The sequence below is a fragment of the Calothrix sp. PCC 6303 genome (genome assembly GCF_000317435.1).
Taxonomy (GTDB): domain Bacteria; phylum Cyanobacteriota; class Cyanobacteriia; order Cyanobacteriales; family Nostocaceae; genus PCC-6303.
This window is the reverse complement of the sequence record NC_019751.1, coordinates 3,714,676-3,739,111: the sequence shown is the minus strand read 5'-3', so window position 1 is coordinate 3,739,111 and position 24,436 is coordinate 3,714,676. Positions and strand designations below refer to the sequence as shown.

General features: G+C 40.5%; 20 protein-coding genes and 1 pseudogene. 8 read left to right on the top strand and 13 right to left on the bottom strand.

Features of this window, described 5'->3' with window-relative positions; translation table 11 throughout:
- Positions 1-11: 11 nt before the first annotated feature.
- The 4 genes and pseudogenes from CAL6303_RS15375 to CAL6303_RS15360 all read right to left on the bottom strand — a co-directional run bounded on the left by CAL6303_RS15375 (position 12) and on the right by CAL6303_RS15360 (position 6,547).
- Positions 12-1,562, bottom strand: coding sequence for a YcjF family protein (locus tag CAL6303_RS15375; RefSeq protein ID WP_015198730.1), 1,551 nt, complete (start codon positions 1,560-1,562; stop codon positions 12-14).
- Between the two features lie 334 nt (positions 1,563-1,896).
- Positions 1,897-2,628 (bottom strand): annotated as a pseudogene (locus tag CAL6303_RS15370) (Rpn family recombination-promoting nuclease/putative transposase); the annotation flags it as partial.
- A gap of 15 nt (positions 2,629-2,643) precedes the next feature.
- Positions 2,644-4,389: a bifunctional serine/threonine-protein kinase/formylglycine-generating enzyme family protein gene (locus tag CAL6303_RS15365; protein WP_015198729.1), complete on the bottom strand. Its 1,746-nt coding sequence runs from the start codon at positions 4,387-4,389 to the stop codon at positions 2,644-2,646.
- A gap of 439 nt (positions 4,390-4,828) precedes the next feature.
- Entirely contained in the window at positions 4,829-6,547 is a 1,719-nt protein-coding gene (locus CAL6303_RS15360) for a S8 family peptidase (protein WP_015198728.1), read from the bottom strand.
- A 178-nt stretch (positions 6,548-6,725) separates the two neighbouring features.
- On the opposite strand from CAL6303_RS15360, the gene CAL6303_RS15355 reads away from it, so the two are divergent.
- Both CAL6303_RS15355 and CAL6303_RS15350 read left to right on the top strand, forming a co-directional pair.
- Complete coding sequence (locus CAL6303_RS15355; protein WP_015198727.1) at positions 6,726-7,241, top strand: DUF937 domain-containing protein; 516 nt, start codon at positions 6,726-6,728, stop codon at positions 7,239-7,241.
- 217 nt (positions 7,242-7,458) lie between these two features.
- Positions 7,459-8,505: a S1C family serine protease gene (locus CAL6303_RS15350; RefSeq protein WP_015198726.1), complete on the top strand. Its 1,047-nt coding sequence runs from the start codon at positions 7,459-7,461 to the stop codon at positions 8,503-8,505.
- 151 nt (positions 8,506-8,656) lie between these two features.
- Here CAL6303_RS15350 and CAL6303_RS15345 read toward each other — a convergent pair whose 3' ends face one another.
- Positions 8,657-9,247, bottom strand: coding sequence for a dihydrofolate reductase family protein (locus CAL6303_RS15345; RefSeq protein WP_015198725.1), 591 nt, complete (start codon positions 9,245-9,247; stop codon positions 8,657-8,659).
- 208 nt (positions 9,248-9,455) lie between these two features.
- On the opposite strand from CAL6303_RS15345, the gene CAL6303_RS15340 reads away from it, so the two are divergent.
- The 3 genes from CAL6303_RS15340 to CAL6303_RS15330 all read left to right on the top strand — a co-directional run bounded on the left by CAL6303_RS15340 (position 9,456) and on the right by CAL6303_RS15330 (position 12,629).
- A complete protein-coding gene (locus tag CAL6303_RS15340; RefSeq protein WP_015198724.1) occupies positions 9,456-9,995 on the top strand; it encodes a Dps family protein in 540 nt (179 codons plus the stop codon).
- A 64-nt stretch (positions 9,996-10,059) separates the two neighbouring features.
- Positions 10,060-10,827: a ChaB family protein gene (locus CAL6303_RS15335; protein ID WP_015198723.1), complete on the top strand. Its 768-nt coding sequence runs from the start codon at positions 10,060-10,062 to the stop codon at positions 10,825-10,827.
- A gap of 491 nt (positions 10,828-11,318) precedes the next feature.
- On the top strand, positions 11,319-12,629 hold the full coding sequence (locus CAL6303_RS15330) for a hypothetical protein (protein WP_015198722.1): 1,311 nt from the start codon (positions 11,319-11,321) through the stop codon (positions 12,627-12,629).
- A gap of 128 nt (positions 12,630-12,757) precedes the next feature.
- On the opposite strand, the gene gatB is transcribed toward CAL6303_RS15330, so the two are convergent.
- From gatB to recR, 5 genes are all read right to left on the bottom strand, one after another.
- Complete coding sequence (gatB, locus tag CAL6303_RS15325) at positions 12,758-14,236, bottom strand: Asp-tRNA(Asn)/Glu-tRNA(Gln) amidotransferase subunit GatB (RefSeq protein WP_015198721.1); 1,479 nt, start codon at positions 14,234-14,236, stop codon at positions 12,758-12,760.
- A gap of 176 nt (positions 14,237-14,412) precedes the next feature.
- A complete protein-coding gene (locus tag CAL6303_RS15320) occupies positions 14,413-14,913 on the bottom strand; it encodes a DUF3368 domain-containing protein (protein WP_015198720.1) in 501 nt (166 codons plus the stop codon).
- A complete protein-coding gene (locus CAL6303_RS15315) occupies positions 14,906-15,160 on the bottom strand; it encodes a UPF0175 family protein (protein ID WP_015198719.1) in 255 nt (84 codons plus the stop codon). Before CAL6303_RS15315 ends, CAL6303_RS15320 begins: the two co-directional genes overlap by 8 nt.
- A gap of 124 nt (positions 15,161-15,284) precedes the next feature.
- Positions 15,285-15,785: a HugZ family protein gene (locus tag CAL6303_RS15310; protein WP_015198718.1), complete on the bottom strand. Its 501-nt coding sequence runs from the start codon at positions 15,783-15,785 to the stop codon at positions 15,285-15,287.
- A 51-nt stretch (positions 15,786-15,836) separates the two neighbouring features.
- Positions 15,837-16,436: a recombination mediator RecR gene (recR, locus tag CAL6303_RS15305; protein ID WP_083866319.1), complete on the bottom strand. Its 600-nt coding sequence runs from the start codon at positions 16,434-16,436 to the stop codon at positions 15,837-15,839.
- Between the two features lie 88 nt (positions 16,437-16,524).
- On the opposite strand from recR, the gene CAL6303_RS15300 reads away from it, so the two are divergent.
- The 3 genes from CAL6303_RS15300 to CAL6303_RS29330 all read left to right on the top strand — a co-directional run bounded on the left by CAL6303_RS15300 (position 16,525) and on the right by CAL6303_RS29330 (position 21,445).
- The gene (locus tag CAL6303_RS15300) at positions 16,525-17,112 is read left to right on the top strand and encodes a Uma2 family endonuclease (RefSeq protein WP_015198716.1); all 588 of its coding nucleotides are present in this window, start codon (positions 16,525-16,527) and stop codon (positions 17,110-17,112) included.
- Between the two features lie 138 nt (positions 17,113-17,250).
- Positions 17,251-18,540: an ATP-binding protein gene (locus tag CAL6303_RS15295; RefSeq protein WP_015198715.1), complete on the top strand. Its 1,290-nt coding sequence runs from the start codon at positions 17,251-17,253 to the stop codon at positions 18,538-18,540.
- Complete coding sequence (locus CAL6303_RS29330) at positions 18,533-21,445, top strand: tetratricopeptide repeat protein (RefSeq protein WP_015198714.1); 2,913 nt, start codon at positions 18,533-18,535, stop codon at positions 21,443-21,445. Before CAL6303_RS15295 ends, CAL6303_RS29330 begins: the two co-directional genes overlap by 8 nt.
- 91 nt (positions 21,446-21,536) lie before the next feature.
- Here the strand turns inward: CAL6303_RS29330 and hpsU are convergent, their stop codons facing one another.
- The 3 genes from hpsU to CAL6303_RS15275 all read right to left on the bottom strand — a co-directional run bounded on the left by hpsU (position 21,537) and on the right by CAL6303_RS15275 (position 24,354).
- On the bottom strand, positions 21,537-22,154 hold the full coding sequence (gene hpsU, locus CAL6303_RS15285) for a hormogonium polysaccharide biosynthesis acetyltransferase HpsU (protein ID WP_015198713.1): 618 nt from the start codon (positions 22,152-22,154) through the stop codon (positions 21,537-21,539).
- Between the two features lie 243 nt (positions 22,155-22,397).
- Positions 22,398-23,339 (bottom strand): glycosyltransferase family 2 protein, encoded by a 942-nt coding sequence (locus tag CAL6303_RS15280; protein ID WP_015198712.1) that lies wholly within the window; start codon positions 23,337-23,339, stop codon positions 22,398-22,400.
- Positions 23,340-23,418: 79 nt separating this feature from the next.
- A complete protein-coding gene (locus tag CAL6303_RS15275) occupies positions 23,419-24,354 on the bottom strand; it encodes a glycosyltransferase family 2 protein (RefSeq protein WP_015198711.1) in 936 nt (311 codons plus the stop codon).
- Positions 24,355-24,436 lie beyond the last annotated feature (82 nt).

Below are 24,436 nucleotides of genomic sequence, written 5' to 3'. Positions count from 1 at the left end.
ACCGGGGCTTTTTATTTATCTTGATTTCCCTTATCATCAAGGGTATCGATCTTCTCGGCTAAGGGTTTGACAACCTTAGCGATCGCTTCTTGGATAAAAGCCTTAACAAACTCATCCCGACGATTTAACTGAAACTGCCGCTGTACAACCTCCGTCATTCCCCCATCACCCCAATCCTGATCATTACGGAAATACTCAATAAAGCTTTTCCCAGCAATCCGCGTCAAATAAGCAGCTGTCACACCTTGAATTGCTCGCCCAATAATAAACGTGCCAATATTTAACTGTAAAGCGGTGGAAAGTAACTCAATTGCCCCTTTGACAATTCCCAACCCCGCAATAGTTTTTGCCAAAGACAGCGCTAATTCCCGTCCCCGTTCCATGTTTAATTCGCAACCATACACCCGCCCGATTTCCACCACCATCTGAGCATTCACCGCCGCCGTTGCCAGTAAATCCACCATAGGTAAAGGTGTCACCGATACTACCCCCGCCCCAATCCACTGATACCTATCAACAATTTTTTCACCCTGCCGACGGCGTTGAGCATCAATCAGCTTTCTTGCCTCTTCACCCAAACGTAGCGATTGCAACAAGATATTATCAGCAACCAAATCCTCACCTTCAGCCCGTAAAATTGCTGCCATTCTTCGCAACAAAGGTAATATTTCTGCCTCGGGGTGGACAATTTCCCCACCTTCCAACTCCACAACTTGGGGATTAGCAGCAATGGAAACCACATCATTAGTAGGAATAAATCCCCGCACCCGTTCTCGCAACCGGGCTAAAATTACCTCTTTATCCTCTTCTGTATACAAATCGGTTTTATTCAAAACCAATAGAGATCTTTTGCCAATTTGTGCAAGACTTTGTAAAGGTTCATATTCCGAACGTCGCAAATCATTATCCACCACAAACAGCAACAAATTCGCTTCCGTTGCCAACTCCCGCGCTAACTGTTCCCTCTCAGTCCCCGCAACACCAGCTTCCAAAATCCCCGGTGTATCGGTAATTAAAATCTTCCTCTCCAACCCCTTCAACCGCAAACAATAGGTTTCCCCCACAGTGGTTGTCCCCATAGGTGCATCCACCCTCCCCACCATCCGTCCCATTACCGCATTCACCAAAGAGGTTTTTCCCGCACTTCCAGTTCCAAAAACCACAACTTGAATCTCTCCCCGCGTCAAATTCGCTTCAATTTCCCGCGATTTACCCAACAAAGCTTGACGGGTAACTTCATCCTGAATTTGGGAAACCTGCTGACGCACCGCTTGCAAAGTTGTAGAAGCAGCTTCCGATTTCACAACGGGAACCTTTGCCGGAATCACACGGGAACCTTGACGACGACGTTTGTCTCCTTCCTTGAACACCAAAAAATAGTAGACAAATGCGGCAATTAGTGCAGCAATCAGAATTACTAAAAGAAAAACTAGTAAATTGCCAAGTAAGGGAGAATAGGAAAGTTGCCAATAAAGCCGCGACAGCGAGTCAATCAACCACAGACTCAGCCCTAGAATGACGATTAGACCGATAATCAGAGTAACTAAGCGCGACAGAGGCATGGGGAAAATATAGGATTATTTAGGGTTTTCGCTTTGGGAAAAACGAGATTTCATACTCTTGATATTTTACCTGGATATTTTGCCCCATGGTCAAAGACCACTCCATAGGAGTATCACGTTTTTGCTAGGCTTCCCAATCTCTAAACTATCACTGCGTCCAACCTTGTCAAAATCATTTTTTGTTATCAGATGAGAAAAAGGACTACTCTGTAAAGGTATTGGATCGTTTACGCGATCGCGTAGTCAAAGAAAAGGGCTAAAAATCAGTCCTCGTTATTTTGAGCGATACCACAAAGTGGTTGCCAAAGGCACGCTTAACTTAATCTATATCATCCTACTTACTGGCTTCCTGGACTTGGTTAATATCTAAACCCAGCACTTCCGCTATTTTTTCGACAGTCAAACCCAATGCTAGCAGCTTGGGAATCGTTTCTAACTTGGCTTCCAAGCGTCCAACTTGAGTTCCTTCCTCTTTTCCTTCTTGATATACCCGTGTTTGTTTCAAATCGCTTAACCCAAACATTGTTTCTATCTCCTTTCTTGTCATTTTGGGAAATTTATATACCAAGATTGTTTCAATTATTTCTAATAGTCGCTTTTGCTGCAATCGTAAGTTACCAGTTTGCTTGGTGCGTTCTATTAGTTCTTTAGCTGTGGCAATGGCTGTATCTTCATTTTCTATGATTAATTTAATGGTAGCAATACCAATGGGCAGTGATGCAGTTTCACCCAATTCGTTTAAATAAATTCGGGTAATGCGTTGACTGGTAAAGAATTCGTGACAATCTTTGGTTTCTCCCGTGTCAGTATTGCGATTAGGATGGATGACTACTCCTCGCCAAGTATTTTTACATGGATTTTGTCGCAAGTATAAAAATACTTCGGAAACTATGCGGGAATAGATGTCAGAATCGGGTTGAAATTGAACCTCAACAAAGTAAATTGGGTTTTCTTCATTTTGAACCGGAAGAAATACACCGTCGATTCTAAAGGCTGTTTGTTTGACTTCGATGGAGGAAAATTGGTAGAGATTAGCCGTTTCTGGTGGGCGATCGATGAGTGAAAAAGGGTAAGGGAATCCTTACGGAGAGAATACTAAACGAAAACCGACGTTGTTTTTACGATATTCGCGCGTAATGATATAGCGATAGGCACTGTGAGAGACCTTTGGGTAGTTGTACCAAGAACCACCACGTAGAAGCTTATTTTGATTATTATCAATCCAGGCATTACCATCGGTTGGTGCGCCATTATAATTGCTATGCCCTGAATCTTGGCACCATTCCCAAACATTTCCATGCATATCGTACAAACCAAAGGCGTTAGGTGGAAATTTACCTACTTCTGTTGTTTCTTTTCTATAAACCCCTTTCGGTGCATAAGCGTAGGTGTGATTTCCATCAAAATTAGCTAAATCAGTAGTGATTGTCTCACCAAAATAAAAAGGTGTAGTTGTACCCGCGCGACATGCATATTCCCATTCGGCTTCGCTGGGTAATCTATAGGTTTTTCCTGTTTTTTGGCTGATTTTCTGACAAAATCCAACTGCATCATCCCAAGATACTGTTTCTACAGGTCGATTTGCACCTTTAAAATCAGAAGGGTCAGGATCGGAATTACTAGAATTACCCCCAAATATTTGACCTATCATTCCTTTTTTCATAATCGCTTGATACTGTGCTTGGGTAACAACATATTTCCCCATAAAGAATCTGGGAACAGTAACTCGATGCTGCGGACTTTCATTGTCCCTTGTTCCTGCTTCCGTTTCTGGGGAACCCATCATAAATGTTCCTCCTGGTATCTCTACCATCTCCAAGCTGACACCATTTCCCAATTTTTCGACAAAAAATCTTGCTTGCTTTTCCCCCCGCTTTGTCACCTTCCCTCTTTTATCAACGGTGACAGTTTGAAATTGAAATACTTGCAGGGGTAAACCTGGTGAGATAATAACCGTTGGGGCAATGGGTTGATTTTGTGGTGGGTTTGGTGACTTATTAACAGGTTGACTCAATAATTTCATAGCTTCCAAAGCTTCTGCTGCACTTTGATAACGCTGACTAGCGCGACTATTTACCATTTTTCCCAAAAGATCGACAAAGCGACTACTCACACTCACTTTATCCTGCCAAATTACTTCCCCATCTTCATCATCATCCAATAAATGGGGTGGGATTCCCGTCAATGCTTGGACACCCACCATCCCCACAGCATAGATATCGCTGGCTAATTTGGGTTTCCCCATAATTTGCTCTACTGGCATAAAACCGGGTGTCCCAATTCCCACAGTTAAACTGGTTTGCCCAGTGTTTTTCACCATGATTTGTTTGACTGCACCAAAGTCAATTAAGATAATTTTTCCATCAGCCTTACGCCGCATGATATTTTGTGGCTTAATATCACGGTGAATAATGTTTTCTTGATGGACAACTGCCAATACTTCTAAAATTTCTGTCAAAAGTTGAATTACAGCAACTTCGGGAATTTTCTTCCCTGGTGTCATGATATTCGTGAGTTCAACACCATCAATAAAATCTTGAACTAAGTAAAATTCGTTCCCAACTTGAAAATATTCCGATAAACCAGGAATTTGTGGATGCAGTCTGCCCAAATTGTATAAAGTGGCTGCTTCCTTTGCAAAGGCATTTTTTAACCACTCCAAGTCCTCAGCTTTGAGATTTGCGGTTTTCAGCCGTTTAACAACACATCTTGGCTTAGGATCAATAGGAATATTTAAATCCTCAGCCAGAAAGGTTTCGCCAAAACCCCCTTCCTCCAGTAGTTTGATGATTTTATAGCGGTTCCGGAGAGTTGTTCCTGGCTGCATCGCTTTTTACTCAATGTTTGCCTTATTTTGGCAAATTTGTGGAAGTTAGGCAATATGAGGGTTTTGGTTAGGTAGACATTTATTCATTCCCACAGGTTGTAATGGTGAGGTACAAAAGAACCCCACCCTAACCCTCCCCGCTAGCGAGGCTACAGTTTACACACAAGTCTTTTCGATCCCCCAACCCCCTAGCTCTTTCAGAGCGGCTGAGGCTTCGCCACGCCAAAGGCGAACGCCAAGAAAAAGGGGGCAGAATACCTCTCAAAGTCCCCCTTGAAAAGGGGGATTTAGGGGGATCTACGACGATTTCGATTTTAAACAGAGATGTGTGTACACCGTAGGCTAGCGAGGAGGGAAGATGATTTTATTCGCCTCCCCGCTAGCGGGGTAGGGGCAGGGGGTGGGGTTGTATTTAGCTTGATTGGGAAACGTTATAGTATCAATTCTCACGACTCAATTGATCATGCAAAACATTAGAAACACCTTGCTGTAAAAGTATATTGCTTAATGATTTGTTCCCTGGCGATTCCAATTGAGTTCCCAGCAAACCTTGTGCAACTGTTTCTTCCTCATCCTGTAAAGCCGAAACAAATTCCTGATATAATTCCGGATTTGTGGCAAAGTGAAATGCTAATTCTTTCCCAACTTGTTTCAACTTCTCTGGTAAATGGTTTTCATCAGTTTGTAATAGTTGAGCCAAAGATGAGTTAAGCTTTGACATTTTAGATATCGAGTTAGATGTCGGAATTTGCGACTCAAATAAATGCTCAAATGTCTCTATCTCCCCACTATCAACGGGGCTATGCTGTTGTAATGCCAGTGCGGAGGAAATAAACGAGTTATTTACATTATCAGGTAGCGGTGTAGCAAGTAATTTCTCAGCATTAACAATTCCAGCCCCAAATTTATTTGGTTTCCAAGTGGGGAATTTTTCACAACTATCTCGCAATAACTGATTAAAAATAGAGGGAATATTTTCGGCTCCGTAACGTTCAATTAATTGATCTCGACCGTGATAAGATAACCATAATGCAGCGACTCCGGCGACTAATGGGGCTGAGAAAGATGTCCCTGAATCCTGCTCAATGTTATATGTCAATTCACCGTTTTCTTTACGGGTTTTGGCGTGCCAAAGTGCTTGTCCAGGTGCAGTAACATCAACCTTTTTACCTCGTGATGCACCTCCCCATATTTCTCGACGAATATTAGAACCCGTCACCGCAATCACCTCATCATATGCCGCAGGGTAAACAACATAGGGAATCATTGTCCCGGATGCGGCAACAATTATTACACCTCGCTTTTGGGCATAAAGGATGGCACTACGCAAACGTCGGTTTGGTAAACCGGTACCCAAGCTAATTGTAATTACATGACAGCCGTTATCTGTGGCATACTCAATTGCTTCAGCTAAACTGCGGGTACTCAAAAGCACAACTGAATAGGTAACTCGTAAAGGAAGCACTTTTGCCCCTGGAGCCACACCTGTGACATATTTACCATTAGCATAATTACCTTGCGCCCCTGGAGGACTAATTATTAAACTAGCAGTGGATGTTCCATGACCAGGATTATTAATAATTTCTCCCCCTGATGTTTCCAGGGTATCCAAAGGATCTTTGGTGCGTTTAATATAATTAAAGCCCTTGTCTAATAACAAATTATTGATAACTTCGGGGTGTTGGGTGTAGCCAGTATCCGGATGACCAATAACAATGCCATGACCTGGTAGTTTATTAGGATCAGGAAAATATTTTTGCCAAACATCTAAAACCCGCATTTGCTGAAGTCCCCAGGTGACATCACCGCTTTCTTTGGCAATTTCATCGCTGAAAAGTTCTCTAGAAAGATCTAAGTCGGGTTTAATATCAGCAACTGGAACTGCAAATAATGGTTCAGCATCGATGACACCAGGTTGCGATCGCATGTTGTAACTTTTATCCCATGCATCTTTGCTAGATAAAGCATCATCCCTAAGACTGATTTCAAATTCGGTGGAATTATCACCAATTGATTTAACTTGCCAATCTGCACCGAGAACTTTTTCAACTATTTCTCGACATTCATTTTCTAAACCTGGTGTCACCATTTGCAGAAAAAAACCTTCAAATCTAGAGGTTTCCGGATTGGGGCTGATTTGTGATTGGTTCGCTTCCATAGATTTTTATTTTTAATGAATGTGAATAAATTTGGATACAATCAGGTCAAGAGGATTCCTTAAAAAACAAGTAATGAGTAATAAGTAACAAGTAATGAGAAAATTGCTTACATGGTTACTGTTTACCAATAATATGTGACAATTTGGTGGCAATGAGAACCAATGGAGAACCCAAAGTATGGGACTTTTCGATCAAATCCTCGGTGCAGTGGCTAACCCCAATCAACAGGCTAATTTAGCTCAACTGGGTGGGATTATGAACGCTGTACAACAGTTAGGTGGTAACTCTGGTGCTGATTCTTCAGCAATGCAAGGTTTAATGTCTGTTGTTGGTGGACAAGTGCGTTCAGCTTTACAGGATAAACAAGCAAATGAGGGACAAGGTGCAGTTCAAGAATTAGTTGGACAGTTTGCGGGAAATTCTAGTAATCCTAATGCTGTCAGTTCCTTGTTTTCACCTGAGATGCAGCAGCAAGTGGCTGAAATTGCATCTCAGCGTACAGGATTAGATGCAGGAATGATTCAGGGTATGTTACCCATGTTGGTACCTGTGATTTTAAATGTACTCAATTCTGGTGCAGATAAGCAAGGTGGTGGAAATCCCATCCTCAATTCATTCTTAGATGCTGATGGAGATGGTGATGTCGATATCGCTGATGCAATGCAAATGGCAAGTAAATATATGGGGGGCTAGGATTTTCGCTAAAATGAGACTAGATTCCTTAGCAATCTGTTGGTGGTTGAGCGAAGTTGAAACTACTGACTAACACTAGTTAATATTGGCAATTGTGTAAATTATGCGATGTTCCAGAAAAACATCGCATAATTGAACTTACTCTGTTTCTAGCCCTTTTATGTAACTCTGCGCGTAAATCCTAAACACCCTCAATTAATTTAGGATTGACAAACACATGAGAGAATATCCCAACTACTCATCAGATGATATTTTTTCTGGCGATAATGTTAAAAAAAACTCCAGGGATTCCCGTGACACTGATGAAAGAATCCTGGATGCTTATTCACAAGCTGTTGTTGGTGTTGTTCAAAAAGTAAGTCATGCTGTTGTAAATATTGAGGTGCAGCGACAAGTCAACTCCCGTAGTCGTTACTACCAAAATTACACTCAGGAAGTGCGTGGTAACGGTTCGGGAGTCATTTTTACACCCGATGGTTACATCCTCACCAATAGTCATGTAGTGGATAAAGCCACAAATATTGAGGTGATGTTGGCAGATGGTCGCAATTATAATGCCGAAATTATCGGAGATGACCCCGATAGTGATTTAGCCGTAATTAGAATTCATGCTCCTAACCTAGTTGTGGCAAAATTAGGTGACTCCAATTTAGTACGTGTTGGGCAGTTAGCGATCGCTATCGGCAATCCTTACGGTTTTCAAACCACAGTCACCAGTGGTGTCATTAGTGCCATCGGACGCAGCTTTAGAAGTCGTTCTGGTCGCTTAATTGATAATGTAATCCAAACTGATGCAGCCCTCAACCCCGGAAACTCTGGTGGACCTTTAATGACTTCCTACGGTGAAGTTATCGGTATCAACACAGCGATAATTGCCTCCGCTCAAGGACTATGCTTTGCTGTACCAATTAATACTGCTAAGACCGTAATTCCTGCATTGATGGGTGGTGGAAAATTCCGCCGTGCATACATCGGTATTGCTGGGCAAAATGTGCAAATGTCCCGCCGGATAGTTTTATATCACGAATTAGCAGATAACGGCGGAGTCTTGGTAATTTCTACAGAAAGCGGCAGTCCAGCCCGAAAAGCTGGTTTACTCAAAGGTGATGTAATTGTGGGCTTTAATAACAAACCCGTGAGAAGTATCGATGAATTACAAAAACACCTCAGTGACCAAACGAATCAAAGTTTATCTTATTTAACCGTTCTCCGCCAAAATCAAAAAATTAAAATTGGTATCACTCCCACAGAATTGACTCATTGACATACTGGGCTGAAGCAAGGGGGATTATAAACTCAGGCAGCAATTGCAAGCAAAACCTGCCTAAGCTGTTAAGCGCCTAATTTGTATATGGAAAGCGGGCAAGATGCCCGCACACACCACAAAGGTTATAATTTTTCAAAGCTAGACAGGGTTACAATGCGGATGCACCCATGAGGTTGTAGTGCAGCATCAAGACTCCATTATGAAATAACCTGGTGTTAGTCAGTTTTAAAGCAGTTTGCGGAATCACTCCAGAGAAAAGTGAAATACCTGACCCCATTAAAAATGGGTTTACCTTCAAGATTAGCTGATCAATTAATTTGTTAGTAAAAAGCGTTGTGGCTAAATCTGCACCACCACAAAGCCAAATACCCTTACCTGGTTGAGCCTTGAGACATTTGACTAACTCAATAGCATTATCTGAAACAAGTTCAACATTCTCATCTGGGCTTTTTTTCATACTGCGTGAAAAAAGATACTGTTTCATGTGTGAGTAGGGATTTGTAATCCCTTCCTTCAGTCCTATCTCGTAAGTTTTTCGACCCATGAAAACAATATCAAACCACTGATTTTCAGCATGTATACCCATCGCATCACGAAGGTGAGATGGAACAGTTTCCGGAAAAGCAGCAAATAAATCTGCCAAATATTTACGATCTTGGGAAAAGCCGTCGTGTGATCCGTCAATGTGAGCAATATATCCATCAACGCTGCAAGCTACGTAATAAGTTATTTCTCGCATGTTGCCTCCTCTGGATGAATTTAGGGATAAATATTCTGCCAACTTTTGAGCAATATCAATTTATGGAATTAAGTTATATTGCCACCGATTATCTGTCTTCAGTTAAAATTCTCTACCCTACAACTACTACCTTTGGTTGATTGTTAGATCGAAAAATGAATGTTTAATGAAGTTAAGTTGATGAACAAATATTAAGGAAAGGTACTAAATGCGTAAGCTAAATATTGGTCTCACATCAGAGCAACGTCAAGGGGTAATTGAGCTTTTAAATAAAGACTTGGCTGATAGTTACTTGTTATTGGTAAAAACCAAGAAATACCACTGGGACGTTGTTGGTCCTCAATTTAGAACTCTACACCAATTGTGGGAAGAACACTATCAAACTTTAACACTAACTATTGATTCCGTTGCGGAACGAGTGAGAGCGTTAGGTGGCTATCCAATAGGAACAATGGAAGGATTCTTGAAACTAACCTCTCTCAAAGAACACGCTGGTGATATTCCGACAGCAACAGGAATGGTTGAGCGTTTGGTGGATGACCATGAACAAGTGATCCGCAACCTGCGCGACCATGTGAATAAGTGCAGCGAAGAATTCCATGATGAGGGAACCGCTGACTTCTTGACAGGTTTGATGGAAGGACATGAAGAAATGGCTTGGATGTTGCGTTCCTTTATCGAAGGAGAAGCAATAGCTGCCGATGGTGCGAAGCCACATTCTAAACAAAAAGCTGCTGCTGGTGTGTAAGTAATAGAAAATCTTTATCTGCGTTAAATACTTAATTACGAAAATATAACTAAGGGGAATCAACATGTCAGAATATAATGTAGATAGGACAATATCAGCAGTCTTTAAGAAGCAAGAAGAGGTGGATGGTGCAGTCCGTCGTTTAATAGACCGGGGAGTTCCACGCGATCGCATTTCGGTTATGGGCAATAATTTTCAATCGGAAACCCGTATTGCCGGCTTTATTACTAAGCGAGATGTAATTTTGGGTGGACTCCGGCAGGGTGCTATCTTCGGTTCTTTGTTTGGTTCTCTGTTGGGGCTACTTTCTGGGGTAGGTGTATTATTTATTCCTTTCGTCGGTCCTGTAGTTGCCGCTGGACCCATTGGTGCGGCGCTATTAGGAGCCGCAAGTGGTGCATTAGCTGGTAGTGCTGGTGCTGGTTTAGCATCAGTGTTGATGACTCTAGGGATGTCGGAAGAAAAAGCCGCTATTTATCAAACCCGTCTTCAAGCTGGTGAATTTATCGTTATGGCAGAAATTTCGGCAGATAAAAGCGGTGAATTCCAACTGTTAATGGAAAGCGCAGGTGGTGAGGAGATTCACACCAGCGACATGACTTTACACCGTCCTTGTGCTGGTCGTTGTAACGATGTAGCTGATTTATCTCCAGAAGTTCGCGCTCATTTGTCAGAGGAAGCTCAAAAAACTTTTGTTGAGAGTTACAACAAAGCTTTTGATGATAGTAACGATGAAGCAAAAGCTGAAACATCAGCCTGGGATGCAATTCACAAACAGTACGACGAAGACGCAAATGGAGTTTGGTCAAAAGTCAAAGTCACATCTGCGTAGTCAGATTATGTTTTGGTTGAGACGTGCTAGGTCTCAACCAGATTTTTTACTGTTTTCAAAATTACGAGATTGACCGAGGGATATTTTCTACATTAGATCCGTCCGGAAATTAAATTTGCGAAAAGATAGGATATAAAGTCTGATTTTTACCAACCCTAATATTTGCTGTATATAGCTTTTGGGGATTCCGCAGCATAATAAATCATGTGTAAGCTCAAAATTAGAAAATCCTATTTTTTGTCTCTAAACTATCAGCAACTATCTCAAACCCTTATTGCTACCTTGAGCGAAGACATATAAGCAATCTTTAAAACCCTTGTACAGACTGGGTTTAAATTTACGGACGTGTCTATTAGTTCCATAGCTCTACAACCCAAATGCTTGGGTTAGATATAAATAGGAATGTATGTAATCTAATTATTAATTGTTGCATTCCGGAACAAAACATGCGTGTGGTGAGTTAAGAATAGTATTCATAAGATATTGAGAATATGAAACTTAAATTCATCACCTCTGGGATAAACCTAGGGTTTGCTTGCGCGAAAGACTTACGTCGCGCAGGCTTTGCCACTACGATTGTAAGCTTGCTTCTGGTGCAATCTACCTATGCCCAGACTCCTAAGTCCTCAACTTCACCACTCTTACAACAAGCTACCCAACTCCGTACCCAAGGAAGCAAGGGTTTAGAAACATTTCTAACTACCCATGCAAAGGAATTAAATAATCCTTCTCCCCAAATGCGTGAAGCTTTGGATACGCTGTGTCAACAAAAAGACTGTTATGCTTCCCGACTTTTTTGGTACACTGACCTAGAACAAGCAAAAGCCGCAGCTAAAACAACTGGTAAACCTATTCTTTCATTGCGATTGCTGGGAAACTTAAACCAAGATTTAAGCTGTGCAAATAGCCGCTTTTTCCGAGTTTCTCTGTATCCTAATGCTGAAATTTCCCAATATTTACGGCAAAATTACATTCTACATTGGCAACCTGTCCGCTCTGTCCCTAAACTAACTGTAGACTTTGGTGATGGCAGAAAATTAGAACGGACAATCACAGGTAACAGTATTCACTATATTTTAAATAGTTCAGGTCGCCCCATTGATGCTATACCGGGATTATATGGTTCTAAAGCGTTTCTGCGTCAGTTAGTGGATGGTGTAAAAGTAGTTAAAGAATATGATAAAGTCGCGGTAAATCAGCAAGAATCATTCCTGCGGAATTATCACCGTCAAAAACTAGTGGCAATTCAAAGTAAGTGGCAGGGAGATTTAAAAAAATTAGGTATTAAAAATATTCCCAGATTAGTAGAAATACCTGCGGTTGGTAATAGTACTCCTAGCGCTCCTGTTGCTGGAACTATTGCAGTATCTAAAATGCAAGTAGAAGCACCTCTACTCAGAAATATTGTCCCTAGTAGCAGTAATCCCAATCCTCTAAGGGAAATTACTGATCAAGCAACCTGGACAAGGATTGCCCAACTTCATCAAGCAGATGCGAAGCTAGACAGAAATAGCATTGCCCTAATTGCAGCTAAACGATTTGAGAAAGGAAATTCCCAGAACCTACGGCAAATAGTGGGTAACTTTGAGAGTGCGATCGCATTAGACAGTATTAGAAATGAATACGCACTCCACAGCCAAATTCATGAATGGTTTACACAAGGTAACGCCACAAGTAATGTGAATCTGCTCAACCAGAAGGTTTACGCTGAATTATTTTTAACTCCCAATTCCGATGCTTGGCTAGGATTGATGAGTAATGAAGGTTACAGCGCTATCGATAATGATGGAATTCGGAATTAGATAATAATACTCTTGCCGATTTATCGGGGAAAATGCGGTGTTATAAAGCTACTTTAGCTACACCGCATTATTCATGTTCCGCGTTTCTGATGTTTTCGCTAAAAGTTAAAAATTTGAAATTTTCAATTCTAAGCGTTCAGTTTTTTCTCAACTAACTCGTTTGTTAATTTGGGATCTGCCAACTTGTTGGTTTTCTTGAGAACTTGCCCAATGAAGAAACCCTTCATATTGGCATTGCCACCTTTGAATTTTTCGTACTCTTTGGGATTAGCAGCGATAATTTCGTCAATCATGGGTTCGAGAATAGCGGGATCAGAAATTAGCTCTTTACCTGCAAAGACTTTTTCGGGGGTGACACCAGCTAATAAATCGGGTAATTTCTCTTTAGCGATCGCATTACTAATTTTACCGCTATCAATTCGTTTAATTACCTCTGCCAAGTTTTCGGGTGTTAAGCCAATTTCGCTGATGGAAGCAATCTTTTGTTTGTTGAGGTAGGCAGTAATATCTTGGGTAATCCAGTTAGCGGCAGATTTGGGATTTGCACCAGCAGCAAGGACACTTTCAAAATATTCTGATTTTACACGTTCCTCTGTGATTACACGGGCATCGTAGGCTGATAATCCCAAGTCGTTTTCATAACGGTGACGTTTTTGTGCTGGAAGTTCAGGTAATTCACTCAACCAAACTGCTAATTGTTGTTCAGAAACCTCAATGGGACCTAAATCTGGTTCTGGGAAGTAGCGGTAATCGCTGGAACCTTCTTTTTTCCGCATACTGACGGTACGTTGTGCGCCTTCTTCCCACAACCGCGTCTCTTGGTAAATTGGTTCGCCTGCTTCCACCGCTGCAATTTGCCGCTCAATTTCGTATTCTATCGCCCGTTGAATGGCGTTGAAGGAGTTCATATTCTTAATTTCGACTTTGGTACCGAATTCTTCCCTTCCCACCGGACGCACCGAAATATTCACGTCACAACGTAGTGAACCTTCTTGCATATTCCCATCACTGACACCCAAGTAACGCATGATGCGGCGTATTTCTTGAGCATATTCTGCCGCTTCTTGTCCAGAACGTAAATCAGGTTCGGAAACAATTTCCACCAAAGGCACACCAGCCCGGTTATAGTCTACCAAAGAGTAGCTTGAACCCGCCAAGCGATCGCTTCCCGCGTGAACCAGTTTCCCTGCATCCTCTTCCATATGCAGACGAGTTACACCAATCCTTTTTCTTGTAGGATTTCCATCTTTATCAACTAATTCAATCTCAATCCAGCCATGTTCGGCAATTGGCAAATCGTATTGAGAAATTTGGTAATTCTTGGGTAAATCAGGATAAAAGTATTGTTTCCGATCAAACTTACTATACTTTGCAATTTGGCAGTTCAAAGCCAGCCCAGCTTTGACAGCATATTCCAACACCTTTTCATTTAAAACAGGCAAAACACCGGGCATCCCCATACACACCGGATCAATGTTAGTATTGGGCTCCGCTCCAAAAGCCGTAGAACTATCGGAGAAAATTTTTGTATTGGTACTGAGTTGACAGTGGGTTTCTAACCCGATAATTGCTTCATACTCAGTTTTTACAGCAGTGGCAGAAGTCATAATAATTATGGTATTGCGATCTATATTTTATATTCAGCCTTCTATTGTAGACTGCTTGGTGTCAAGGCGGATGGTGGATTTAGCGCAAAATTGGGCTAGAAAACCGAATAGGCGATATTTTTGCGATTAATTCATCTGATACATCATTTCTGAAGTCATTATGTAAGTCCTGAAGATTATGAATTTTCTCCAGATTCTTGAATAGCAAAATCAATAACAGTTTTACTTAAGCGAATATTATGATTGAGCATTTTTTTAATAGCTGTTTTAATTGACAGAGGATAACCTTCACGTTTAGCGCGTAATAAAATTCCAATTGAACCAGTCACCGCAAGACCATTTAATCTGGCTATTCTTCGCCCCACAGCTTCATCAATACAAACTGTTGAAATATTTTTATTTAATGCCAGTTGAATAACTGATGCTTCTCCTAAATCTAAGGAGTTAAATAAAAAGGGAGAAATATCTAAAGGAGAACTTTGTTTTTGTAGCCAGGGTGCGGATTCAAACTCAGTTACACCAAATCCTGTGGTACCACCAATTAGTATTTCTTGGTAAACTTCAAAGGGAACAAAAACATCTGCATAAAGATAATCTAAAATTTTTAATTCACCCATAGCGGCGACAAGGGCAATTAAGGGAGAGGTATTGATAACAATTTGATTGGTACTAGGCATTTTCTAAATCTGATAATAATTCCTCTTCACTAAGATCGATTAAAGGAACTTCATAATCATTGAGTTTGAGAATAAAAGTAACTCGATCTACTCCTATTAATGAGGCAGCCATACCTGAAGAAAGGCGTTTCATTTCATACAATTTAACTGCCATTGCCCATTTTGATTCTTGTTCAAATTGTTCTCTAGTTTTGCCAATAGCATCAGGTAAGCTTTTGGGGTAATTGATCGTTAGTTGTAAAGACATATTTTTTCCTATTTTAATACGAGTTCACCAGCAGCTAAAAATTTTATCTCTTTAAAAAGTTTAAGCAGCTTTGTTTATCCTAAAGCTTTGGGATGAACAACCCATCATTTCCAGAGATTTTTCTTCACTTATTAGAATCTCCAGTTAGATGAATTAATCGATTTAAATCATTTCCATCGATTTCATAAGCAGCACCAAAACCAACAACAAACCTACCACCATAGGGTGTCAACTTAAAAACCCGAAAATCTGGTAAATCTCGCATCATCTGGATAATATTTCCAAACCGCGATTCAAAATTACTAATTACTTGAATCCACGATTGAGTATCTCGTGGCAACAAACTCGCGCTACATTCATAATTTAAACGACGACGAGCAAAGATTTGTTGTGTCTTTGATTCATCCTCAATAAATAAAACACTAGCTTTGGGAACTGCCTGTAAATTATTCGTATGGACGGAAAGTCCACTCACGTATATATAGATGTTTCTATCACCATCCATCACAAAAGGTGCATAGCTAGCATTAGGAATTCTATCCTCACTAACCGTTGAAATTATCAAACTTTCAAATTGTTGAGTAAATACCTGATAAGCAGATTCAATCGCTTCAAATTGCGACATAAGACAATAATTATTAACTAAATGAATATAGAATTTTGCAGCAAGACCCGATTAATCTAACTCCCGACGACCTTCTAAAGCCCTCGCCAATGTCACTTCATCAGCATATTCTAAATCACCACCAACAGGTAAACCAAAAGCAATTCTTGTCACCTTAGTAAAGGGTTTTAATAATTGACCAATATATAAGGTTGTTGTTTCCCCTTCCACACTGGGACTAATTGCTAAAATTACTTCCTTGGGTTGTTCTTTACTAACCCTTCTTACTAAAGCAGAAATAGTCAATTGTTCCGGTCCAATTCCATCAATCGGGGAAATTACACCACACAAAACGTGATATTTTCCCTTAAATTCGCGGGTTTTTTCCAGTGCAATTACATCACGGGAATCTGCAACCACACAAATAATTCCATTGTTGCGAGTCGTGTTGCGACAGATATCGCAAACAGGTTCAGATGATAAGTGAAAACACTCCTTGCATAAACCTACCTCTTTTTTAGCTGCCACCAAAGCTTCAGCTAAAGCTTCAATTTCCGATTCAGGACGCTTGAGAATGTGCAAAGCTAATCTTTGGGCAGTCTTGGGACCAACCCCTGGCAAACGTTGCAACTGTTCTATTAATCTTGCTAAAGGACGTGCGTAAACCGTAATTTTATCTCCAGTATGTGCGTACCAATAATTATAGAAGAACTGTGCATATTATTCGCTAAAATCAAAGCAAACTAGAAAAAATCTGGCTATGGTAGCTATTTCCCAACAACCATCAAAAATGACCATTGAGGAATACCTCAAATGGGAACCCCTGCAAGAACTTCGCTACGAGTATGTTAATGGCGAAATTTTGGCGATGACAGATGGTACAATTCCCCACAATGACATTGCACTGAATTTTTACACAGCCTTGCGTCCACATTTACGCGCTAGAGGTTGCCGGGTGAATGTGTCGGATGTAAAAGTGCAATTTGATACCGGAAATATTTATTATTATCCTGATGTGATTGTCAGTTGTGACCCTCAAGATCTAAATGCTCGTAAATTTATCCAAAATCCGAAAATAATTGCTGAAGTTCTCTCCCCTGGTACAAGCAGCAAAGATCGAGGGGAAAAATTCACTAATTATTTGACAATTCCCTCTTTACAAGAATATTTATTAATCGATTCAGAAAAAATCTCAGTTGAACGTTATTGTCGGGGAGAGGGAAGAATGTGGCTCTATTATCCCTATACTGAGGGAGATATTATTACCCTTTCCGGTATCGAATTTGAATTAAATATCGCACTTTTATACGAAGGTGTGATGTTTGGTGCAGAATCAGGGCTAAATTGAGATTGCGATCGCAAAGGGAACCGGATTCTTGTTTCCCCTCCTCGCTAGCGGGGTAGAAGATTAAGGGGTGGGGTTCTTTAATATGCATCTTCAGATTAAATTGGTATTAGATTAATTATATTTGTCGCCCTCTTTCTTATGGCTGAAGATTTACTCAGATTGTTTCAAGAAACCTACCGTAATTTGGAACTTTTACCGTTGATTGAACAAAAAGATTTACAACAGTTCCGTGTGGAGTACGGTGAAGATATTATTGATGAATTGATTCAGTTAGTTGAAGATAGCCCCAATTCTGATGGTAAGGTTGTTTTCACGGGACATCGGGGATGTGGAAAGTCTACTTTGCTAGCAGAATTTAGTCGGAGAATCGGAAGTAAATATTTTGTGGTTTTATTTTCGATTGCTGACAATATAGAAACGTCGGATATAAATCATATTAATGTCCTGTTTTCGATTGCTGTGAATTTGATGTTGGAAGCCGAAGCACGTCAAATTCCTATTCCTGATTCTACTAAAAATGCGATTAATAAATGGTTTGCTACCCGCATCCGCACGGAAGAAACTAATATTGGTGGGGAAGTTGGCAAAGATTTTAATATATTCAAATTATTTAGTGTCAAATTAAAAGTTGATTCAAAAGTTCGTTACGAACTTAAGCAGGAATTTGAACGCAAAGTTTCCGAGTTAGTTGCACAATTAAATATTATTGCTGCCGCAATTCAAGGAGTTACAAAACAAGAAGTATTAGTAATTATTGATGATTTAGACAAGCTTGATTTGGTAGTAGTTAATCATTTATTTAAAGATAACGTTAAAGCTCTTTGTTTACCTGGTTTTCGGATTATTTATACTATCCCTATTGCTGCTTTGCGGGAAACAGCACTGAAACCAACAATTGAAAGTGAAACTAACGATCAAGTTGTGGTTATGCCTGTTTTAAAGCTATTTAAAAAGGGTGAAAGTCATCTAGCCAATGCTACGCCATATCAAGAAAATTTGCAGATTCTATGTGAAATCTTAACTAAACGCATATCAAATAATTTGTTAGAATCATCAACGGCTGAAAAAATAGTTTTAAATAGTGGTGGAGTTTTACGAGAATTAATTCGCATTTCTAATGAATGTTGCCGAATTTGTCTGCGATTAATTCGCCGCAAACCAGATGATCAGGTTATTATTGATGATGTAATTCTAGACCAAGCAATTAACAATATTCGTAATGATTTTGCTCTGCCTTTAGGTCGGACAGATTATCAAATATTACACACTGTATATCAAAATTTTAAGCCAGAAGATCCAAAGCAACAGGAATTTCTCGATTTATTACATGGGCTTTATACCCTTGAATATCGTAATCGCAAAAATTGGTATGATGTTCATCCGATTGTTGTGGAACTGTTGCGTGATGAGGGTTTAGTTGATGACTAAAAATAATCACAATCCTAACCCAGAGATCCAAAATCAAGATGCTTATGATGATTTAATTGTCTCTATTGAAGCAGGAGTAGGTAAATTAAATATACTCATTGCTGTTTGTGATTATGCTGATTTAAGAAATGAAATAATTGACCGCTATGAGCAAGAATTGCAACCTCATTTTTGTACTTATCGTGCTGTATTAGATAAAAAAGAGCCTGATTTAAAAGCCGCTATTCAAAGACTAGTAGATGAGAAACTAGTAAAAGAATCAACATCTCTGCACCAAAATCAAGCATCAGTAATTACTATCACGGGTACAGAAAACCTATTTTTTCTGAGATTAGGAGAAGAACAATCACCACAGGAAAAGTTTTTTGGTTATTTGCAATGGACGAGGGAAGGTTTGCGAGAATTCCACTTTGCAATTATTCTCTGGATAAGTCACCAATTGATGAGCAATTTAATCAAAAAAGCTCCAGATTTTTGGAGTTGGCGAAATGGAGTATTCCGGTTTGCTTCCCATGCCAAAAATGTCGTTTCTGCAAGTGAAATTGAGGGGATACGATTTGCTTTAAAAGGTACAGAATTAGAAAATGTTAATAGTGATTACGAACATTTTCTACCCATTGAAGATTTACAAAGATTAATTCAGCAAATAGAACAACAAAACGGAATTAAGGACGGGAAACTAGCAAGTTTGTATATTGAATTGGCAAATATTTACAAGCGTAGATTGGACAGAGGTGAAGCTGAGAAATATCAAGAAGAATTAGGTTTAGCCGTTAAATATAGGTGTAAAGCCCTGGAATTGCAAAAAGAATTAGGTTTAAAGGAAGATTATGCAACCAGTTTGAACAATTTAGCTGGACTCTACGAATCCCAGGGAAGGTACGAAGCAGCAGAACCTCTTTACATCCAAGCTTTGGAGTTATATAAACAGCTACTGGGAGAAAATCATCCCAACGTTGCAACCAGTTTGAACAATTTAGCTGGACTCTACGTTTCCCAGGGAAGGTACGAAGCAGCAGAACCTCTTTACATCCAAGCTTTGGAGTTATATAAACAGCTACTGGGAGAAAATCATCCCGACGTTGCAACCAGTTTGAACAATTTAGCTGGACTCTACAAATCCCAGGGAAGGTACGAAGCAGCAGAACCTCTTTACATCCAAGCTTTGGAGTTAACAAAACAGCTACTGGGAGAAAATCATCCCTCCGTTGCAACCAGTTTGAACAATTTAGCCGCACTCTACGAATCCCAGGGAAGGTACGAAGCAGCAGAACCTCTTTACATCCAAGCTTTGGAGTTATATAAACAGCTACTGGGAGAAAATCATCCCAACGTTGCAACCAGTTTGAACAATTTAGCTTATCTCTACGTTTCCCAGGGAAGGTACGAAGCAGCGGAACCTCTTTACATCCAAGCTTTGGAGATTGCAGAGCGGGTTTTGGGTGCAAATCATCCCGACGTTGCAACCAGTTTGAGCCATTTAGCTGGACTCTACAAATCCCAGGGAAGGTACGAAGCAGCAGAACCACTTTACATCCAAGCTTTGGAGTTATATAAACAGCTACTGGGAGAAAATCATCCCCACATTGCAACCAGTTTGAACAATTTAGCTTTACTCTACTATTCCCAGGGAAGGTACGAAGCAGCAGAACCACTTTACATCCAAGCTTTGGAGTTATATAAACAGCTACTGGGAGAAAATCATCCCCACATTGCAACCAGTTTGAACAATTTAGCTTTACTCTACTATTCCCAGGGAAGGTACGAAGCAGCGGAACCACTTTACATCCAAGCTTTGGAGTTAAGAAAACAGCTACTGGGAGAAAATCATCCCGACGTTGCAACCAGTTTGAACAATTTAGCAGGACTCTACCGTTCCCAGGGAAGGTACGAAGCAGCGGAACCACTTTACATCCAAGCTTTGGAGTTAAGAAAACAGCTACTGGGAGAAAATCATCCCGACGTTGCAACCAGTTTGAACAATTTAGCTTATCTCTACGTTTCCCAGGGAAGGTACGAAGCAGCAGAACCTCTTTACATCCAAGCTTTGGAGTTAAGAAAACAGCTATTGGGAGAAAATCATCCCCACGTTGCAACCAATTTGAATAACTTAGCACTACTCTATTATTCCCAGGGAAGGTACGAAGCAGCAGAACCTATGTACCTCCAAGCTTTGGAGTTATATAAACAGCTACTGGGAGAAAATCATCCCGACGTTGCAACCAGTTTGAACAATTTAGCTGTACTTTACAAATCCCAGGGAAGGTACGAAGCAGCAGAACCTATGTACCTCCAAGCATTGGAGTTATGTAAACAGCTACTGGGAGAAAATCATCCCGACGTTGCAAGCAGTTTGAACAATTTAGCAGCACTCTACGAATCCCAGGGAAGGTACGAAGCAGCAGAACCACTTTACATCCAAGCATTGGAGTTATGTAAACAGCTACTGGGAGAAAATCATCCCGACGTTGCAACCAGTTTGAACAATTTAGCTACACTCTACTCTTCCCAGGGAAGGTACGAAGCAGCAGAACCTCTTTACATCCAAGCTTTGGAGTTAAGAAAACAGCTACTGGGAGAAAATCATCCCGATGTTGCAACCAGTTTGAACAATTTAGCTGGACTCTACTATTCCCAGGGAAGGTACGAAGCAGCAGAACCTCTTTACATCCAAGCTTTGGAGTTAAGAAAACAGCTACTGGGAGAAAATCATCCCTCCGTTGCAACCAGTTTGAACAATTTAGCAGCATTCTACCGTTCCCAGAAAAGGTACGAAGCAGCAGAACCACTTTACATCCAAGCTTTGGAGATTGCAGAGCGGGTTTTGGGTGCAAATCATCCGAATACTGTAACTATTCGGGGGAACCTGGAATATTTACGCACAAAACAGCAAGAAAGAAAATAAGGATAATTCTTGGTTGAGGAAGTTAAAAAGGTGGTTTTCTTCAGATCCCCGACTTCTTCAAGAAGTCGGGGATCTATGAGGAGCTTTCTTGTCAATTATCATTCATCTTGCGTGCAAACCGAGGACGGCAAGGACTACCCATGCAAACTTGTCCGGCTGGCATGTTTCCAAATACACTACTTCTTGCGCCAATTACCGCATTTACACCAATTGTGACTCCCGCAGCTACAAAACAATCGGCTGCAACCCAAGCCCCATCTTCAATTGTGATACTGGCAGTTTTTAGGGCAAATGCAGAATCTTTAATGTTGTGGCTACCAGTACATAGATAACTTTTCTGAGAAATAACACAGTGATTACCAATGTTAACTTGGTCGATGCTATAGACTACAACGTCATCACCAATCCAACTATAATCACCAATTGTCACTTTCCAAGGATAGGTAAAACGAGCGGTGGGACGAATGAGGACATTTTTCCCAATTTTAGCGCCAAAGAGCCGCAGGATGGCACAACGAATGTTGCTTAAAGGATGGGGAGTTAGGGGAAATGTTACAGCTTGGACAAACCACCACAGAAGAATAAACCAACCTGGACGACCCCGATCAAACCATGATTGATCGTATTTACTCAGATCTACAAATGGTTGAGAATTTTGTTCTAATATCTGTTCATCTATTTGAAAATTTTGTTGGGATTGGCTAATCATATAATTAAGAATATTGTAGATATTTGCGGTAATTAATTATGTGCCGATTGAAGGTATTGTAGGGTGTGTATAGCCTTGCGACATAGCCTACGGTAAGCAGACTATAAGAAAAGCGAAGCGTAACGCAGCAACTTCTGATGAATGTACGTTACGCTTAGGTTTTCTTAGATGGCGAAGGCTATACATAGCCTACGAAATAAAGATGCGATTCGCATAATTACTAACACTAGAAAATTAACAATTCTAAGTAGCTGTCTGACTGGCTTCTGTTGTAAATTTTTGAGTTGTATTTGTGGGTTTACTAGTAGTATTTAGTTGACCACCGCAACTACTTAATTCATACAATTTAACGCCGATTTGATATTCATATTGACTCAACAAACGTCCGTAGGTATATCCAGCTTTGCCATCAAGAAAGCCACGGTAAATGATATAAAATAAGATGAAACGTAAGAATGGTCTAAATGGTAATCTTACCCAAATTTTCTTGAGAAAACGCTTACGTTGTACTGCATCACCAAATAGACTAGCGCCAATTGTACCGTTGTCATCTTTGCCATTGAGAATATTGTAGTAAACGCGTGCTTCCCAGTTGGAGTAACGGTTGTGGCGTTCTAGCCAGTGATACATGTCGCGGAAATCTTCGTGCAACATGTCACTTTTGAGGTATCCAACTTTGCCGGGAATTACTACATGTTCATGGACTTCGTTATCACCTGTGTTACGAATATCTTCTGTACCTAGATTTTCGTAGCGACCAGCTTTATGCTTGAACAAACGTAGGTTCCAATCTGGATATTTTCCACCATGACGAATCCATTTTCCGAGGAAAAATACACGACGATTCAAATAATAACCATCATGCTCTGTATTTTCAATTGCTAGAGCAATTTCGTCCCAAAGTTCAGGTGTAATACGCTCATCACAGTCAACAATGAGAATCCATTCATTACGAAAGGGTAGGTTATCTAGTGACCAATTTTTCTTTTTGGGCCAACGTCCATTAAATTCAAATTGAACAACTTTAGCTCCAAAACTTTCTGATATTTCGACACTTTTATCAGTACTATTGGAATCGACAACAAAGATTTCATCGGCACGTTGTAAGCTAGTTAAACATGCAGGTAGGTTGGCTTCTTCGTTTCTCGCTGGGATAATTACAGAAACTGGGATTTTGGCAGACATAATTAATATTTTTTGTTGTTTATGAGGAAAAGTAGCTCTTTAGTCGGAATTTTTGACTTTTAATTAGTCTGAAAAATAACTATTGAACTTTTTTTGATGAGAATAGAAGACCCTGAATAACTGCGTTTAAATAACCTATTTGACCGTAAGCATAAACGAGTTTGTCAAAACGTTCTGCGGGGTCAGATATATGTTGCAATGCTTTATATAAACCACGGATAAATCTTTCGCTACCGCGCTGTAACTGACCAAAACCAGCTTTTCCTGCTAATTGTTCGCGGTAACATTCGCTGATTCCTTGCCACCAACCGCGACTGATGAACCAGGAACGTTTTAGTCTTTCGGGTGAGACGTTGTGTGCTGCGATCGCATTCGGCAAATAAGCCACTTGCCAACCCCTTTCGATGGCAGTTTCGGTCATTAATAGTTCTTCGTTGGAAAGAAGATTTTTACCGACTCTGCCCAATTTCGGGTCAAAACCACCAATTTCTTCGAGAAAACTGCGACGAATTGAATAATTTAGACCTCTGGGTGTCAAACCTGGGTTTTCAATGTAGATTAAGCGATCGCCTAAATCGTAGGCACCTAGGTTTCCCGCTAATCCATGGGATAACCATGATGGTGCTTGGGTTCCTTGCGACCACAAAAGGGTAACTTTACCTCCGGCAATAGCTAGTTGAGAATTTGCTTGATAGGCAGAGTACAAAGCTTGTAACCAACCGTCTCCGGCAACGGCATCATCATCGAGGTAAGCTAGTATTTCCCCATTCGCAGCTTTTGCACCAGTGTTACGGGCAACAGATAGCCCCACAGATGATTCAAAAATATACTTGAGACGGGGATTTTCTTGTCTTTGCTCGACAACTTCACGGGTGCGATCGCTAGAATTGTTATCAACAACTATCACCTCAAAGCCGGGACTAAAATCCTGCGACAGGAGGCTATCTATAGCTGCACCCAAATACATATCTCGATTGTGGGTACAGATAATAGCAGAGATTATAATGTCTGGCATGGGTTGCTCTTGGATATTTGACTGGGAATTTTATTGATATTTATATAGATAATATTTAGTCTGGTTTAATTAAGCGATATTG

Excerpts from the sequence above, each read along its gene's own strand:
- CAL6303_RS15375 (WP_015198730.1), bottom strand. The coding sequence starts at position 1,562 with ATGCCTCTGTCGCGCTTAGTTACTCTGATTATCGGTCTAATCGTCATT.
- CAL6303_RS15365 (WP_015198729.1), bottom strand. The coding sequence starts at position 4,389 with ATGCAGCCAGGAACAACTCTCCGGAACCGCTATAAAATCATCAAACTA.
- CAL6303_RS15360 (WP_015198728.1), bottom strand. The coding sequence starts at position 6,547 with ATGGAAGCGAACCAATCACAAATCAGCCCCAATCCGGAAACCTCTAGA.
- CAL6303_RS15355 (WP_015198727.1), top strand. The coding sequence starts at position 6,726 with ATGGGACTTTTCGATCAAATCCTCGGTGCAGTGGCTAACCCCAATCAA.
- CAL6303_RS15350 (WP_015198726.1), top strand. The coding sequence starts at position 7,459 with ATGAGAGAATATCCCAACTACTCATCAGATGATATTTTTTCTGGCGAT.
- CAL6303_RS15345 (WP_015198725.1), bottom strand. The coding sequence starts at position 9,247 with ATGCGAGAAATAACTTATTACGTAGCTTGCAGCGTTGATGGATATATT.
- CAL6303_RS15340 (WP_015198724.1), top strand. The coding sequence starts at position 9,456 with ATGCGTAAGCTAAATATTGGTCTCACATCAGAGCAACGTCAAGGGGTA.
- CAL6303_RS15335 (WP_015198723.1), top strand. The coding sequence starts at position 10,060 with ATGTCAGAATATAATGTAGATAGGACAATATCAGCAGTCTTTAAGAAG.
- CAL6303_RS15330 (WP_015198722.1), top strand. The coding sequence starts at position 11,319 with ATGAAACTTAAATTCATCACCTCTGGGATAAACCTAGGGTTTGCTTGC.
- gatB (WP_015198721.1), bottom strand. The coding sequence starts at position 14,236 with ATGACTTCTGCCACTGCTGTAAAAACTGAGTATGAAGCAATTATCGGG.
- CAL6303_RS15320 (WP_015198720.1), bottom strand. The coding sequence starts at position 14,913 with ATGCCTAGTACCAATCAAATTGTTATCAATACCTCTCCCTTAATTGCC.
- CAL6303_RS15315 (WP_015198719.1), bottom strand. The coding sequence starts at position 15,160 with ATGTCTTTACAACTAACGATCAATTACCCCAAAAGCTTACCTGATGCT.
- CAL6303_RS15310 (WP_015198718.1), bottom strand. The coding sequence starts at position 15,785 with ATGTCGCAATTTGAAGCGATTGAATCTGCTTATCAGGTATTTACTCAA.
- CAL6303_RS15300 (WP_015198716.1), top strand. The coding sequence starts at position 16,525 with ATGGTAGCTATTTCCCAACAACCATCAAAAATGACCATTGAGGAATAC.
- CAL6303_RS15295 (WP_015198715.1), top strand. The coding sequence starts at position 17,251 with ATGGCTGAAGATTTACTCAGATTGTTTCAAGAAACCTACCGTAATTTG.
- CAL6303_RS29330 (WP_015198714.1), top strand. The coding sequence starts at position 18,533 with ATGACTAAAAATAATCACAATCCTAACCCAGAGATCCAAAATCAAGAT.
- hpsU (WP_015198713.1), bottom strand. The coding sequence starts at position 22,154 with ATGATTAGCCAATCCCAACAAAATTTTCAAATAGATGAACAGATATTA.
- CAL6303_RS15280 (WP_015198712.1), bottom strand. The coding sequence starts at position 23,339 with ATGTCTGCCAAAATCCCAGTTTCTGTAATTATCCCAGCGAGAAACGAA.
- CAL6303_RS15275 (WP_015198711.1), bottom strand. The coding sequence starts at position 24,354 with ATGCCAGACATTATAATCTCTGCTATTATCTGTACCCACAATCGAGAT.